Source organism: Pedobacter sp. KBW06 (assembly GCF_003852525.1).
Classification (GTDB): Bacteria; Bacteroidota; Bacteroidia; order Sphingobacteriales; family Sphingobacteriaceae; genus Pedobacter.
The window spans coordinates 1,888,500-1,901,689 of sequence record NZ_QAJL01000001.1 but is presented as its reverse complement, the minus strand read 5'-3'; the positions used below and the strand labels follow the sequence as shown (position 1 = coordinate 1,901,689).

Annotated in this window: 14 protein-coding genes; 10 read left to right on the top strand and 4 right to left on the bottom strand. The window is 40.7% G+C overall.

Translation table 11 applies throughout. The features are described 5' to 3' along the window. The first annotated feature begins 2 nt into the window (after positions 1-2). From DBR43_RS07645 to DBR43_RS07635, 3 genes are all read left to right on the top strand, one after another. Positions 3-695, top strand: coding sequence for a helix-turn-helix transcriptional regulator (locus tag DBR43_RS07645; protein ID WP_124579421.1), 693 nt, complete (start codon positions 3-5; stop codon positions 693-695). A 75-nt stretch (positions 696-770) separates the two neighbouring features. Beyond that, positions 771-1,184, top strand: a complete 414-nt coding sequence (locus DBR43_RS07640; RefSeq protein WP_124579419.1) for a DUF1761 domain-containing protein — start codon at positions 771-773, stop codon at positions 1,182-1,184. Positions 1,185-1,194: 10 nt separating this feature from the next. Continuing rightward, complete coding sequence (locus DBR43_RS07635; RefSeq protein WP_124579417.1) at positions 1,195-1,776, top strand: YdeI/OmpD-associated family protein; 582 nt, start codon at positions 1,195-1,197, stop codon at positions 1,774-1,776. Positions 1,777-1,784: 8 nt separating this feature from the next. Here the strand turns inward: DBR43_RS07635 and DBR43_RS07630 are convergent, their stop codons facing one another. Beyond that, the gene (locus DBR43_RS07630; RefSeq protein ID WP_124579415.1) at positions 1,785-3,089 is read right to left on the bottom strand and encodes a hypothetical protein; all 1,305 of its coding nucleotides are present in this window, start codon (positions 3,087-3,089) and stop codon (positions 1,785-1,787) included. Positions 3,090-3,212: 123 nt separating this feature from the next. On the opposite strand from DBR43_RS07630, the gene DBR43_RS07625 reads away from it, so the two are divergent. After that, on the top strand, positions 3,213-3,854 hold the full coding sequence (locus DBR43_RS07625) for a hypothetical protein (protein ID WP_124579413.1): 642 nt from the start codon (positions 3,213-3,215) through the stop codon (positions 3,852-3,854). 812 nt (positions 3,855-4,666) lie between these two features. Then, on the top strand, positions 4,667-5,161 hold the full coding sequence (gene msrA / locus DBR43_RS07620) for a peptide-methionine (S)-S-oxide reductase MsrA (protein ID WP_124579411.1): 495 nt from the start codon (positions 4,667-4,669) through the stop codon (positions 5,159-5,161). Positions 5,162-5,292: 131 nt separating this feature from the next. On the opposite strand, the gene DBR43_RS07615 is transcribed toward msrA, so the two are convergent. Further along, a complete protein-coding gene (locus DBR43_RS07615; protein WP_124579409.1) occupies positions 5,293-6,825 on the bottom strand; it encodes a hypothetical protein in 1,533 nt (510 codons plus the stop codon). Between the two features lie 24 nt (positions 6,826-6,849). Next, on the bottom strand, positions 6,850-7,542 hold the full coding sequence (locus DBR43_RS07610; RefSeq protein ID WP_124579407.1) for a hypothetical protein: 693 nt from the start codon (positions 7,540-7,542) through the stop codon (positions 6,850-6,852). Positions 7,543-8,156: 614 nt separating this feature from the next. Between DBR43_RS07610 and DBR43_RS07605 the strand changes: the two genes are divergently transcribed. The 5 genes from DBR43_RS07605 to DBR43_RS07585 all read left to right on the top strand — a co-directional run bounded on the left by DBR43_RS07605 (position 8,157) and on the right by DBR43_RS07585 (position 10,612). Then, positions 8,157-8,534, top strand: a complete 378-nt coding sequence (locus DBR43_RS07605) for a DUF2255 family protein (protein ID WP_124579405.1) — start codon at positions 8,157-8,159, stop codon at positions 8,532-8,534. 9 nt (positions 8,535-8,543) lie between these two features. Next, positions 8,544-8,849 carry an NIPSNAP family protein gene (locus tag DBR43_RS07600; protein WP_124579403.1) on the top strand — a complete coding sequence of 102 codons (306 nt, stop codon included), beginning with the start codon at positions 8,544-8,546 and terminating at the stop codon, positions 8,847-8,849. Between the two features lie 165 nt (positions 8,850-9,014). Then, entirely contained in the window at positions 9,015-9,452 is a 438-nt protein-coding gene (locus tag DBR43_RS07595; RefSeq protein WP_158622456.1) for an SMI1/KNR4 family protein, read from the top strand. Positions 9,453-9,464: 12 nt separating this feature from the next. After that, complete coding sequence (locus DBR43_RS07590) at positions 9,465-10,004, top strand: Crp/Fnr family transcriptional regulator (RefSeq protein WP_124579399.1); 540 nt, start codon at positions 9,465-9,467, stop codon at positions 10,002-10,004. A 59-nt stretch (positions 10,005-10,063) separates the two neighbouring features. Next, the gene (locus tag DBR43_RS07585) at positions 10,064-10,612 is read left to right on the top strand and encodes a DinB family protein (RefSeq protein WP_124579398.1); all 549 of its coding nucleotides are present in this window, start codon (positions 10,064-10,066) and stop codon (positions 10,610-10,612) included. A 77-nt stretch (positions 10,613-10,689) separates the two neighbouring features. Here DBR43_RS07585 and DBR43_RS07580 read toward each other — a convergent pair whose 3' ends face one another. Further along, positions 10,690-13,128: a phosphocholine-specific phospholipase C gene (locus DBR43_RS07580; RefSeq protein WP_124579396.1), complete on the bottom strand. Its 2,439-nt coding sequence runs from the start codon at positions 13,126-13,128 to the stop codon at positions 10,690-10,692. Between the last annotated feature and the right edge of the window lie 62 nt (positions 13,129-13,190).

The window sequence follows — 13,190 nt, the reverse complement described above, 5'->3', positions numbered from 1 at the left end:
CTATGAATGAGAATGATACCACACGACTTTCAAGACTGACTGCCATTTTAACACAGTTGCAAACGAAAAGACTTTTGACAGCCGCAGAGTTGGCAAACAGGTTTTCGGTAAGTACCAGGACAATTTACAGAGACATCAAAGCATTGGAACAGGCAGGGGTCCCGGTTTTGACAGAAGAAGGAAAAGGTTATACCTTAATGGAAGGATACAGAATTCCCCCTGTGATGTTCACCGAAAAGCAGGCCAATGCCTTAATCCTTGCAGAACAATTGGTGTTAAAGAATAAAGATGCCTCTTTTGTTGAAGACTACCTGGAAGCCATCAATAAAATTAAAGCCGTTTTAGGGAATAATGTAAAAAACAAAGCTGAGCTGCTTACTGAAAGAACCCGGTTTAGTCAAAATGTGAACAGCGAAAGAAATAGCAATAATTTATCTGATTTACAGTTTGCCCTTACAAATTTTTACCTGATAAGAATCGAATACACGAATGAGGCAGATAAAAGCTCAGAGCGGTTGGTTGAGCCCTTTGCAATATTAAGCACACAAGAAAATTGGCTCTTGGTTGCATGGTGCCGTTTACGCGATGAGTTTCGGTATTTTCGTTTGGACCGGATTAAAAAGCTGGAAATCCTTTCCGAAAAGTTTAACCCTCACAAAATGACCTTGCAGGAGTATTTTGACAAACATTATTAACTTTTTACGACCCTTGACATAGGGCTGTCATTCGGCCGGTTTAGATTTGCGACATCATTAAAAAAAAACAACCTTATGATTAGTCAGTTAGCAAACTTAAATTGGATTAGCGTTTTAGTGGCATTTGTTGCCTATTTTTTCCTCGGAGCCCTATGGTTCACCCTGCTTTTTAGTAAGCAGTACAAAATTTCTTTGGGTCGTGATCAGGAGACGCTGCCCAACAAAATCATTTTTGTTGCAGGACCCGCATTGTGTACGCTGGTGATTACAATTGTGACTGCAGTTTTGATTTATGCCTTAAATATTCAGTCCTTTGGAGCCGTGCTGGAGCTTTCTGCAATGGTTGGTATTGGGTATTTGTTTGCAAATACGGTCAACATCGCCATCAATCCAAACATACCCCGGCCAATCCTCTATGGAATTATAAGCGGGACCTATCATCTAGTGGGAATTATTATGGTATGCGTAATTTTAATTGCAATGAAATAGGGAAACCCTTATGGAAAAAGAAGCGATAGAAACTTTTTGTCCGGCAAGCCAGCAAGATTGGAGAGAATGGTTGACGAAGAATCACAGTTCCAAACCATCTGTTTGGCTTGTTTACTATAAAAAGAAATGTAATGTTCCTACCATAAACTACAGTGATGCTGTTGACGAAGCCCTTTGTTTTGGCTGGATAGACAGTACTAAAAAATCCCTTGACGAGGATACATTTATGCAGTTTTTCTGTAAACGGAAACCGAATAGTGTCTGGTCAAAAGTTAACAAGGGAAAGGTAGAACGACTAATTAATAATGGAATGATGACTAAGGCGGGTCTTGAGCGCATTGAAACTGCAAAACAAAATGGTTCCTGGAAAATTTTAGATAATGTAGAAGAATTGACCATACCGGAAGACCTGGAAAAAGCGCTGGATAACAAATCAGGAGCAAAAGAATTTTTTCTAAGTTTGAGCAAGTCTGTCAGAAAAGGTATTCTGCAATGGCTTGTTCTTGCCAAACGTTCAGAAACACGACAAAAGAGAATGACCGAAATAGTGGAACTTGCCGCCAAAAAAATGAAACCGAAACAGTTCGGATAAAAGACGAACTATTCCAGGTTAATCACTTGCCGGTCTTTGATAAGCCTGGTGTTTTTTACTGCACCGGTACCGCTGAAACGATATTGTAATCCGATTATATCAGAGGGTTCATTTGGAAAGGTAACTGAGTAGGCCTGTTCACCATTGATGAAAAAACGCAGGTGTCGGTTTTTACTTTCGACCCTGAGCGCTACCCATTGATCCAGGTCACAACCAAATTTCGAGAGGTCTGCATCCTTACTTTGTACCTCTGTCCCCGCTGCATATAGTGACAGGTCACCTACACAGCCTTTAGAAGAAAGTGGTATGATAATGACGTCATTTTTGCACATGATCAGCACTTCCACGCGCTGGCAGGCAGCAGTACCTCTACTAAAATCACTTTTCAGGCTGGTTTCAAAAATAAAATGATCATTCTTAATGCCTCCCATATCCTGTACGTTATAAAAGCGCAAGGCAGGCAAAGACGGTTGTAAAGGAAGATGATAGCTGGACAATAGTTCTTCATTGACTTCTACCCGATGGTCTTTCAGTACCTCCTCTTTTTTAAAGTAAAGCGGAACGTTTCCATCCTTATAGATCATGGCCATCCATCCGTCAGATGAAATCATGAGGTCATGCTCTTTTACGATTTGATTTTCAATGATCAGCTTTGCCCGGTAATAACCGGGATTATAATAGATGGCGGAGTATATGTTCTTCTGTCGTGATACCGCTACTTTTCGGCTCACATCCCAGGATTGGCTAATAAAGACAGCATCTGTACGGGCAGCTGTTGCATCGTAATTAAAAATGACCGAGTTGGGAACTCCTGCTGTTTTGATTTTATTACTGCTGAATTTATATGCTGAGGCATCAATGATGGGTATTGCGGTATTCATGTTCGATAAAAGTAATAAGCCGGTTATCATAACGAGTACCGAAAAGAATCCCAGCGACCAGTATTTCCATTTTTCAGAGGTCTTCCTGATCTTCTTTTCCTTTACTGCGACCTCCGTCATTGCCCCTTCCGGTACCGCGCTTTCTGGGTATTCCAATGGTTCCTTGTGCTTAAACGTTCTCCAATCCTGATAGCCTGCAAATTTTGCCAGTGTATTCAATGTGGTGGCAGTGGGGACATTGGTATATTTCAGTTTTCCCCAGAGTCTCTTCAGCGTCGTCACACTCAAGACTACAGCAGTGGCCTCCTGGATCTCTATACTCAGCTTTTCAAAATCATAACCTTTCCAGTCGCTGCCTGGACCCCAGTTTAGCCTGTTTTCTATTAATTCCAGACACTTTTTAATATGTTTTATTTCTAAACTGTTATTCATTCAATGTCTATCAATTTATAAACTTACCTGTATTTGCACACATTTGACGCAGGATTGAACAGGCGCTGCTTTAATTATTATTCACATTTGCCGGATCTAAATCATTTAAAAGTATAACAATTTATGACAAAAAAAGTAATTGGTCTTTCAACAATGGTTGTCTCATTGCTGATCATTGTAAGTGCTGCTAAAACCGCCCGGGCACAGGATTTAAAAGAAAAGTACAGAACAGTTAACCGCACTGTCAGTTCGGATAAGAAGTACGGAACCATCCACTTGAATCAGGCAAAGGGCGTTGGGATCGCATGGATTAAAGGAAAGACATTCGTCAAAGGGGTAATTGAGTTTGATGTCAAAGGAAAGGACGAATTTCAGGGAAGCTTTGTGGGCATCGCTTTTCACGGACTGAATGATACTACCTATGAAGCGGTGTATTTCCGGCCTTTTAATTTCCGCTCAACAGACCCGGTCAGAAAGGCTCATGCCGTACAATACATTACAAGTCCAAAATACGACTGGCCAAAACTTCGGACTGATTTTCCTAATAAATATGAAAAGCCGGTTGTACCTGAGCCTGATCCCAATCAATGGTTCCATGTAAAAATAGTCGTATCGGAAGCGAGGATAAGTGTCTATGTGAACGGAAATAACACCGCGGCTCTTGAATTGGAGTCATTAGTGGATACCGGTGGAAAAATGCTTGGGTATTGGGTAGGAACAGGCTCCGCCGGAAGTTGGAAAAATTTAAAGATCAACGCTAAATAATCTTCATCACGGAAATTTAAAGCTTATCAGCAATCCTGAAATGAATGTAAAAGATGGCCTTCACCACATTTTAAGGCCATCTTTTTTTAACCCGGGTTAGGCTAATGCAATTGAGGAGGGTAACCGCAATCTGATGCTGAACCTCCTTCTGGGAAAGAGTCTACACCAGGTATAGAACCATCTGCGCACAATGTTCTGCAGGAATGTCTCGATTTTACATGACCGGTGTAACAGAAACAATTACAACCAACAGGGTCAATCGGGCCTCCGCCCATTACGTGTTTTAAATCTTTTCTTGATAACTTTTGAACCTCTTTTAAATTTCTCATAATATTTTTTTAAGTTTTTAAATTCGGCTACGAATCAATGTAGGCTTAAATTAAATATGTGAATTATAATAGACAATTGATTAATTGTAACTAAATAATTAAGTGTAATTATATCTTGTGAATATCTATTTGTTTAATTGTTATCTGATTTTCATGCATTGCGATGATGTTTGCCCTGTTTTCTTTTCCGGTTCCAACATGGTTTTGTGAAATTTTACCAGTTTAATTTGATCCTGCAGGAGTAATCGCTTATTGAAAAAGCATTGGAATTTATGGAACGACTTTAACTGCTGTCTGCTCTGTGTTTTATGTTTCACTGGCTGTACTTTTTAAATAGAAATAATGGCATAGCTCGGGTATCACTCAGACATTGATAAAGCAGGATGTTTTTGGGAGGTATGTAAACGGGAAATCATCATTTTCAATTTCTTTGTCATTTAGGCACCGGCAGTGTATCTTTATTCTATAAAAAAAGAAAAGGATATGGATACTGAAAAAGCAATTCTGGCCGGCGGCTGTTTTTGGGGAGTAGAAGAACTAATCAGGCAATATCCTGGTGTGATTTCGACGGTAGTCGGATACACAGGAGGAGATGTTCCCAATGCAACTTATAGAAACCATGGGACACATGCGGAAGCCATAGAAATCGTATTTGATCCCGAACTTTTATCCTATCGTGCACTTCTTGAATATTTCTTTCAGATTCATAACCCAACAACACGAAACAGGCAGGGAAATGATATCGGCACTTCTTATCGTTCTGCTATCTTCTTTATGGATGAAACACAGCGTGATACTGCAAATACATTAATTGCCGATATGGAAGCCTCCGGAATCTGGCCCGGACCAATTGTAACAGAAGTTGTTCCTGCAACTGATTTCTGGAATGCTGAAGAGGAACATCAGGATTATTTGCAAAAGCAGCCTTACGGGTATACCTGTCATTTTGAAAGACCCGATTGGAAATTATCATCCTGAGCTGAAAAAGGACAAATTCTTTGCTGGTAATCTGGTACCTCCCCAGCAAAGAATTCTAAGCTTTTTAAGGCCGTCCTTTTGTTTAAATGAGCTCTTTTTTACAGTTAGCTTTTGTTGAGCTATAGAATGATTTATATCGTCGGTATTTTTCCTTCTGATAGGTACCTTAGTGCGTTTATTCCCGGCAGGAACACATAGAGACTGCCATCGGTGCGAATAAAGCGGGTAAGGCCGGTTAAATCTTCATACGGCGGATTATTTCCATTCTGTCCTACATAGTATTCCAGATTTTGATGATTTGGGTCCGGATCATCTGGCTGGGGCCCGAATAGCGGATCTATGCCACTGTTGTTCGGTGTATCAGGATTCCGGAATGAACCCGCCGAGATCCATTGGCTCATAATGAATTGGAATTGATTGAAAAGATCGGCTCCAATAAATAAGCCTACCAAACCTCTTTGTATACCCGATGCCTCTCCTGGCTGATAAACAGGTCCGTATGGTGAAGCACGGCGCATTACCCGATGCTGGCCCGCGTACTGCGGCTTACCGTTTACAGGTTCATTCCCTTTAACATAAGCGTCATCCCTGGGATTAGCCCTGCGGATATGAGATGCATACGGACAAAGCTGGCCAAGGTTATCTTCAGTCCTGGGGCCTTTTTGGTTGGGAGTTGCAGTAATGTAATTAAAGTTGGTATAGTCAAAATCCTTAAGGGTTTTATCCTCCCCATCCGGTGATACTTCCAAAGGAGTTCCGTCAAACCAGCGGCCACACATTTTAGCGGCAACCAATTCGGGGTTTGAGCTTTTATTGATAAAGGCATTGAAAGCTTCAACATCCTGATATAACAAACGGAAAGCCGCGAAGCTACCGTTTAGCAGCAATGGATGAGCTCTGTAGGGTACATTTTTGTCAAGGCTAATCGCAAAATGATAAGCTGGCACAATTGGACGGTCATCTATGGTACTGATTCCATTTTTTAACCGATTGGCAGTTTTGTTCCATGGCACTTCACCAACGCGGGGTTGAGATAAGCTATCCTTATAACCAAAATGGATGTAGTCCAGGTCTTCACCTACTTTAATAGGATCGGAATCTTTAAAAAACGCAGGTACCAATGCAGGTTGGCCGGCGATAACAGGAATCATACCTAGTAAAAGATCATAATATTTATCTCTGTCTTCGGGCACATTCACATATAGGGTCAGCTGTAGGTGTAATTCATTACCGGTTGCCGTTGGTGGCTCCGGCAGCAGCCATCCTCCCGATCTGCTCCACCAATTGGCCGGAGCACTTTCATCTGTATCACCTATCAGTTCTGTATTGTTCAGATCCGTGGCGCCTTGCGGATAGATATTGAAAAGTTTCGGGCTGGCTTTAGCCACGGAAGAACAATTGTCTTTTCCTATTAGCTGGATCAAACCAGAATAGGAGACACCCAGGTTTAAACAATACGCAGGTTTTATTCCTCCGGACCATGGCGTTGCAGTAGTGATACTAAGCGGCGACTCGCTTTCCGGCAACAATGCTGCACAAAATTTTTGTGCTCCCAATGGGTTTTGTATTTTTAAAATGATGTACCGTATGTGCTGAAAATTATAGCCACGGAGTATCAACCCCTGGATATCATCAAGGGCAGTATTTGAAGGAGTACCTGTCATATCGACTTGAATTAGATGGATCCGCTATGAATTACATTGAGGCTGTATGGATTTTCCGAAAACTACATTTTTTGCCGGAGGAAAAGGCCATAACTGATTTGCATTGGGATAATATTGAAGGATTTTTCCGACCGTAAGCCCGGGGAAAGTTGCGCCAAAAATTGGATTTTTAATCGTCTTTGGATCAATATAAGCTGCTCCCGGAACTACGGGGTTTGCGAAGTTATAATTCATGAGCAGGCAATTGAACGCATCAGGGTTAGACGCTACTCCTCCTTTGTCTTTGATAAAGTTCGCAGAGTTAGGTCCATTTGGATCTATCCCCGGGATATTGCTTTCGTCTAAAAGTTCAACAATCAGATCCAGACCGGCGGCAATTGTAGGTTGCTGAACGAATGAACCAATATAGGGTGCAAAATCAGCGTCATATATGGCTTGTACCACAAGCAGGTCTTTATCCTGTTCAGTTTGAAAACTGGTTACATTAAGTGCAGGCCTCGTGTTTGCCGGCAATGCATAGAAAAGAAAAAAGTGTACTCCTGTAGAAGCGCGTAAATCGGGACCCGGATCAGAAACCTGTAATGCTTGTTTTTGAAGTTCATGAACACCGGCTAAAGCTGTTTTCCAGGTGCCTTTGGTTATGGGTAAAAAAAGGAACAGCATGTGCTGTTGTTCTGGTGCACTGATAAAGGTGAGAGGGTTAACTGCAGTTGACATATTTTTGTCTAAATATTAGTGGTACCTACTCTATTCAGGCTTTTCGGTATCCGCCTTTGAAAAAGATTGATAGCTGATCAACGATCTACTTATGGTCAATAAGCCATATACCGTGATATATAGTTTATTGAGTTGAGGCAAGAAGTTTGCTGGTTTGAGAGCAGCTAATCATACATCTGATTGATTTTAACTAAAGGGTTAAAATCAACCTGTTTAATTTGATGTTAAAAATGATTCAGGAATAAAAAACTAAAAATTTTAACACCTCATCATGGCAATAATATCAAGCTAAAGCTAAGTCAATATATTGACAATCACAATGTTTAATTATTTTAAAAAAGCAATGCACGATTCTAAATATTAGCGTGTAATTAAGTTGCGGTTTTTATGACGGAATAACTTTTATGGCAGTACTGATTTCTTTTACGTTAACCGGTCTGTTATTGGCTTGAAAATTAGAATTTTAAGGCTTGAGCAGCTGTTCCTGATGCTGGAAGAACAATCAGATCCCGGAATGCAGCGATGGATGATGAACGCGTAAAATTAATAGAAAAATGAAATAAACTTGACTAATTTAGGGCATCCGGGAAATATTTGATTCCTGGAAAGAAAATATGGATAAAGACTTAACTTCTGCAGCGCTGATAAAATACCTTAGTACCAATAATCTGATAGGAATAAAAGGGGGAACAAGCAGACCAGCATTTCTGGATATCTGGATGGTTTCTGTGGGTTCAAGAATCTTCGCAAGAAGCTGGGGAATGAGCAATAGAAGCTGGTTTACTGAATTTGTTGGTCAGGGAGTAGGGCAGTTAAAGTTTGGAACGCAAATAATTGATGTGAAAGGACTGCCGCTGAGGGATGAGAAAATGAACGGATTGGTTAGCCTGGCTTATAAAGCAAAATACACCCAGGAAGAAAATATACCTTATGTAAATGAAATCACAGAATTGAAATACAACGATTTCACAATGGAATTTTTTACCTTATAAATTAAGATTATGGTTACTTGTCATTTAAAATATATTATTGATCCTTATCAACTGGCTGCTTTTGAAGCCTATGGTAAGAAATGGATAGAATTGGTAAACCGTCTTGGCGGACAACATCATGGCTATTTTATGCCAAGCGAAGGAGCCAGCAATATCGCATTTGCACTATTTTCATTTCCAAGTCTGGCTGATTATGAAATTTACAGAAACCGGATGCAAACGGATCCGGAATGTCTGGAGACGTTCAGAATAGCCCAGGAAAACAGGTGTATCATCAGTTATGAGCGTACATTTTTAAGACCGGTATTTGAATAGCTGGTATTTGCTAAGGGGAAATCGTTAAGGACACTCCTTAAAAATGGTGATCAGAATAACGGCTTGGTTTATACTAAGCTACTAAAGTTTCCTCTGGTGAACCAATTTTATTTTAAGGTGAAATTGGCAAATGTTTTCTGATAGAAGTACCTTAGATCTATGACGATGTACAGGCTTATATCTGAGATTCAGTTAAAACACCTAAAGGAAGGAATAACGATAAACCCAGCTGCTTCCATTCAAAGTATTGAAGCTTTTGAAAGAAAGATTGGTTTTAGGTTGCCGGAAGATTTTATTGAATTCTACTCGGTTTGCAATGGTTTTGAATGCGAGGAGCACATGTTTAACGTGAAGAAACTGGAAGAGATCACAGATTTTCAGGTAGATTATGGAAGCAATTGGTTTCATTTTTCTGATTACCTGGTCAGCTCTGATTTTTGGTCGTTAAGGGTGTTTGAAAACCGTTACGAAATCTTTAATGTCGCAGATGTCGAGATCATATTGACCTCATCTTTAAAAGAATTTCTGGAAAGATACCTGAAAGGAGATATTTTTGAACCCGAAGGATTGTACTATTGGCATGAAGAAATAAGATTAAAATAGAAGGTAATTGTGATGGGAGAAGAACATGCTTTTACATTAAGTCTGATCAATTCATTGAAAACTTTGGGAAAGAAAAGGATCTGTTCCAGAGGGGAATTGCTGCTTAAAGAAGGAGAAATCGAAAAGAATCTGTATTATATTGAATCTGGTGCAGTACGTGTTTTCTTATTGTCGGCGCAAGAGGAGCAAACCATTCGTTTGGGCTACCAGGGGTCAATTATCAATTCTTTATCCTCTTTTCTTAAGGATAGCCCATCTGCATTTTATATGGAAGCCATTAGGAAGACAAGCGTAAAAGTAATTTCCAAAGCAGAACTTTTTGAAATTGTAAATAAGGACATTGAAAGTTTAAACGGGTACAAATGCTTATTGGAAACGGTAATTGCACAACAAATGGAGCGGGAGATTGACTTGCTGACGGTTTCTCCAACAGAACGCCTGCAAAGGGTTCTCGAGCGGAGTCCTGACCTTTTTCAACACATTCCTTTAAAATATATCGCTGCTTATTTGCGGATGACTCCCGAAACGCTGAGCCGCATCCGAAATTCTTGATTTCAATCAAGCTGCGCAAAATACATTTTTTTCATTTTTGCTGAACTAATCAAGCGGAAATGAAAATAGAAAATGAAGCGCTGGTATCGGCGCTTTTGGAAATCAGCCGGGAGTCCACGATTTCAGTAAAAGAAATCAGTACTTTACCTACTGCCCAATTGAAGCATAAAAGCAATCCGGAGACATGGAGTATTTTAGAATGTATCGCACATTTAACCCTATATGGTGATTTTTATCTTCCGGTCATAGAACAGGCCATTCTTTGTAATACCTCTCCTAAAATTCCCGGAGTATTCCGTAGCGGTATAATTGGAAACTATTTCGTTAACTTAATTCGGGTTAAGCCCGGCACAGTTAAAAAGATGTCCGCACAGAAAGAAATGAACCCCTTAAATTGCGATTTAACCGTTTCCATTATTGACCGGTTTTTAAAGCAGCAGGAGCAATTGGAATCATTGCTTGTACGGGCCAAAGCTATTGATCTTGTTAAAGCCAAAACACCAATCTCGATAACCAGCTTTATAAAGTTAAGATTAGGCGATACTTTACGGTTCCTGGTATATCATATCGAAAGACATGTGCTGCAGGCGAAACGTTTAGCCAATTGAGGTGTAGTTTGGTAATAATGAAAACAGGCTCATCGTTTCTTCCCGGGGCGTCCGGGGAGAACGATGAGCCTGTACTACTAATATTGTTTACCCATTAAAGGATCGGTAAAACTCTCTTTTGAATGTTCGGCATGTCCTGCAAATTGCTGACTATACACTTCGTTGTTCTCTGTTGTTACCGTAAAATCATACCAGCTATGACTTGCTTTGATATCAATTGGAATAAAAATCTCTTCCTGATTTTTGTTCAACACCGCTTTCAGCGTTGGTTTTTTGTAACTGTTGTCCCGTATCGTAAATTTAATCGGGTTGCCTTTTGCTAAACGTCTGATGTGAAGCAACACATTGCCGTTTACCCGTCTGCCGTCCTTCTCACTTTGATACTTTAAAGAGACCGCAATTTCAGGATCATTGGCATTACCGATATACCTGCGGTAAAAACCATTTGAGCTGTATACTTTTAAATCATAAGTTCCGGTATTAAAATCAGCCAATGGCCAGTTATAATCTATGGTATCACCGGCATCAACAGTGAAGTTCCAATTTTTGTCCCCGCTGTAAACGATAAATCCCGCACCTTTGGAGCGATCTCCAAAAAAGGTTTTTCCTGCTGTGAAATTGATCTTAAACTGCTTGTTTGCCGGGTCAAATGCTGCATCTGCATACAGTTCGTAAGGGATGGCATTTGCGGGTTTAATGCCTGGTTCCTGTTGAGGTAAATTGGGATTGTTCTTCGGGTTTTTAAGTATTTCTGCAATAGCGGCCTTATCCAGGTTTTTAAAATTGTTGGGTAACTTTGCAAATTTAGCCTTGTGAATGCCTTCCAAAAACGGCATTCTTTCTACTGCTTTTGGCAGGGGAATGTGTTCTCCGTTATAGGGTCTGAAAACTGACGTTAAATCACCACATAAACTTCTTCTCCAGGAGCTGATGTTGTCTTCATAGATCTTTTTGCCCGTTTTATGCGTTAGGAAATGCTCCAGAAACTGAATCGAAGAAGTATGGTCAAAGGTTTGCGAATTGACATAGCCGCCTCTGGACCATGGGGAAACCACCACCATCGGTACCCTGAAGCCTAAGCCTACCGGGCTTTCTCTCTTGCTATGCTCACCTTTATAAATATATTCGGGGCTGCTGTCTAATGATTTTGATACTTTTCCAGCAGTTGCGTCTTTCGGATTTGGTGCCACAAAAGGCGGTAAATGATCAAAGTATCCATCGTTCTCATCGTAGGTAAGGATAAAGATCGTTTTCTTCCATACTTCCGGATTCTTTGTTAAAATATCTATAGCCTCTGATAAATACCAGGCACCATACCATGGAGCTCCGGGATGATCAGAGAAGTTGGAAGGGGCAACCAGCCAGGAAACAGTAGGTAGTTTGCCGGCATCAACATCCGCACGGAATTGATGTAATACATCCCCTTTAGGGATTTTAGCGGTCCTTTGAGTCCCTTTATCATCATAGGTCAGGGTTTCCAGCTCATGGAAATCCGGATCATTTCTGTTGGTGACAAAAGCCCTTTTATGCAGGTCCAGCTCTTCCGGACTCAGTTTATCCAGGGTGTTTACTTCCAGGAAGGCAATTTCTTTATTTACAAAATTAAGCTTTTCCTGAAGCCTGGCATCCGTCTTTTCTTTTAGTTTGTTCTCGAGTTCGGCCTTGGCCTTACGCAGATAGGTCAGGTGCTCGGGATGTCTTTTAACATGATACTGTTTGAAAAACTCCATGTCATTGTCGGTGAAATTGGAAAGCCAGTCGTCCTCTTCATCCTCAAAACCTACGCCCACACTCAGCTCATTCTGGTAGATTTTCCAGTCTACATCATGTTTCGATAAACGTTCCGGAAAAGTACTCCAGTTTAAGCGTTCCGAACCATCAATAAATCCATTGGAGTGATGGGCCATGGAACTTTCCTCTTGTTTTTCCCTGATCTTACCTGTCCAGAAGAAACAGCGGTTAGGGCTTGTTCCTGTTAGCACAGAACAAAAATTATGGTCACACACGGTAAAAGCATCCGCTAAAGAATAGTAAAAAGGAATGTCTTCCCTGTTGTAATAACCCATCGTCAGGGGCATCTCTGCATATTCTTTATTGCCGGATTTTTTCGCTTCCAGCCATCCATCATAACGACCGTTGTTCCGGGCATCCACCTGATTTTCCCAGGAATGGGGGAGGGAGCTCATCCAGGTTGCTTTGGTATCTTTAATGTTTAACCGGAATGGCGCATAGGTTTCTCCCTTTTTGTTGCTTTGCAGCCATACTGGATACTGGTTAGGTAAGGTGATGGCTCTGGGGTTGTTAAATCCTCTGACCCCTTTAAGTGTACCAAATGCATGGTCAAAAGACCTGTTTTCCTGCATCAGAAACACAACATGTTCTGCATCTAAAAAGGTACTTCCTACTTTAGGATCGATGGCCATTGCTCTTTGTATTGAGGCTGGCAACATCCCCGCAACGCCAAGGGCGCCGGTTAATAATGTGGCTTTCTTAATGAAATCTCTTCTGCTTTCCATTGAATTGTATTGTAAAAAAGGATTGATCAGACTAAACTAATCAATCCTTTTAAAAATTATTA

Coding starts and splice junctions, on each gene's coding strand:
- DBR43_RS07600 (WP_124579403.1), top strand. CDS start 8,544: ATGGTTACTTGTCATTTAAAATATATTATTGATCCTTATCAACTGGCT.
- DBR43_RS07645 (WP_124579421.1), top strand. CDS start 3: ATGAATGAGAATGATACCACACGACTTTCAAGACTGACTGCCATTTTA.
- DBR43_RS07615 (WP_124579409.1), bottom strand. CDS start 6,825: ATGACAGGTACTCCTTCAAATACTGCCCTTGATGATATCCAGGGGTTG.
- DBR43_RS07595 (WP_158622456.1), top strand. CDS start 9,015: ATGTACAGGCTTATATCTGAGATTCAGTTAAAACACCTAAAGGAAGGA.
- DBR43_RS07635 (WP_124579417.1), top strand. CDS start 1,195: ATGGAAAAAGAAGCGATAGAAACTTTTTGTCCGGCAAGCCAGCAAGAT.
- DBR43_RS07610 (WP_124579407.1), bottom strand. CDS start 7,542: ATGTCAACTGCAGTTAACCCTCTCACCTTTATCAGTGCACCAGAACAA.
- msrA (WP_124579411.1), top strand. CDS start 4,667: ATGGATACTGAAAAAGCAATTCTGGCCGGCGGCTGTTTTTGGGGAGTA.
- DBR43_RS07585 (WP_124579398.1), top strand. CDS start 10,064: ATGAAAATAGAAAATGAAGCGCTGGTATCGGCGCTTTTGGAAATCAGC.
- DBR43_RS07625 (WP_124579413.1), top strand. CDS start 3,213: ATGACAAAAAAAGTAATTGGTCTTTCAACAATGGTTGTCTCATTGCTG.
- DBR43_RS07630 (WP_124579415.1), bottom strand. CDS start 3,089: ATGAATAACAGTTTAGAAATAAAACATATTAAAAAGTGTCTGGAATTA.
- DBR43_RS07580 (WP_124579396.1), bottom strand. CDS start 13,128: ATGGAAAGCAGAAGAGATTTCATTAAGAAAGCCACATTATTAACCGGC.
- DBR43_RS07605 (WP_124579405.1), top strand. CDS start 8,157: ATGGATAAAGACTTAACTTCTGCAGCGCTGATAAAATACCTTAGTACC.
- DBR43_RS07590 (WP_124579399.1), top strand. CDS start 9,465: ATGGGAGAAGAACATGCTTTTACATTAAGTCTGATCAATTCATTGAAA.
- DBR43_RS07640 (WP_124579419.1), top strand. CDS start 771: ATGATTAGTCAGTTAGCAAACTTAAATTGGATTAGCGTTTTAGTGGCA.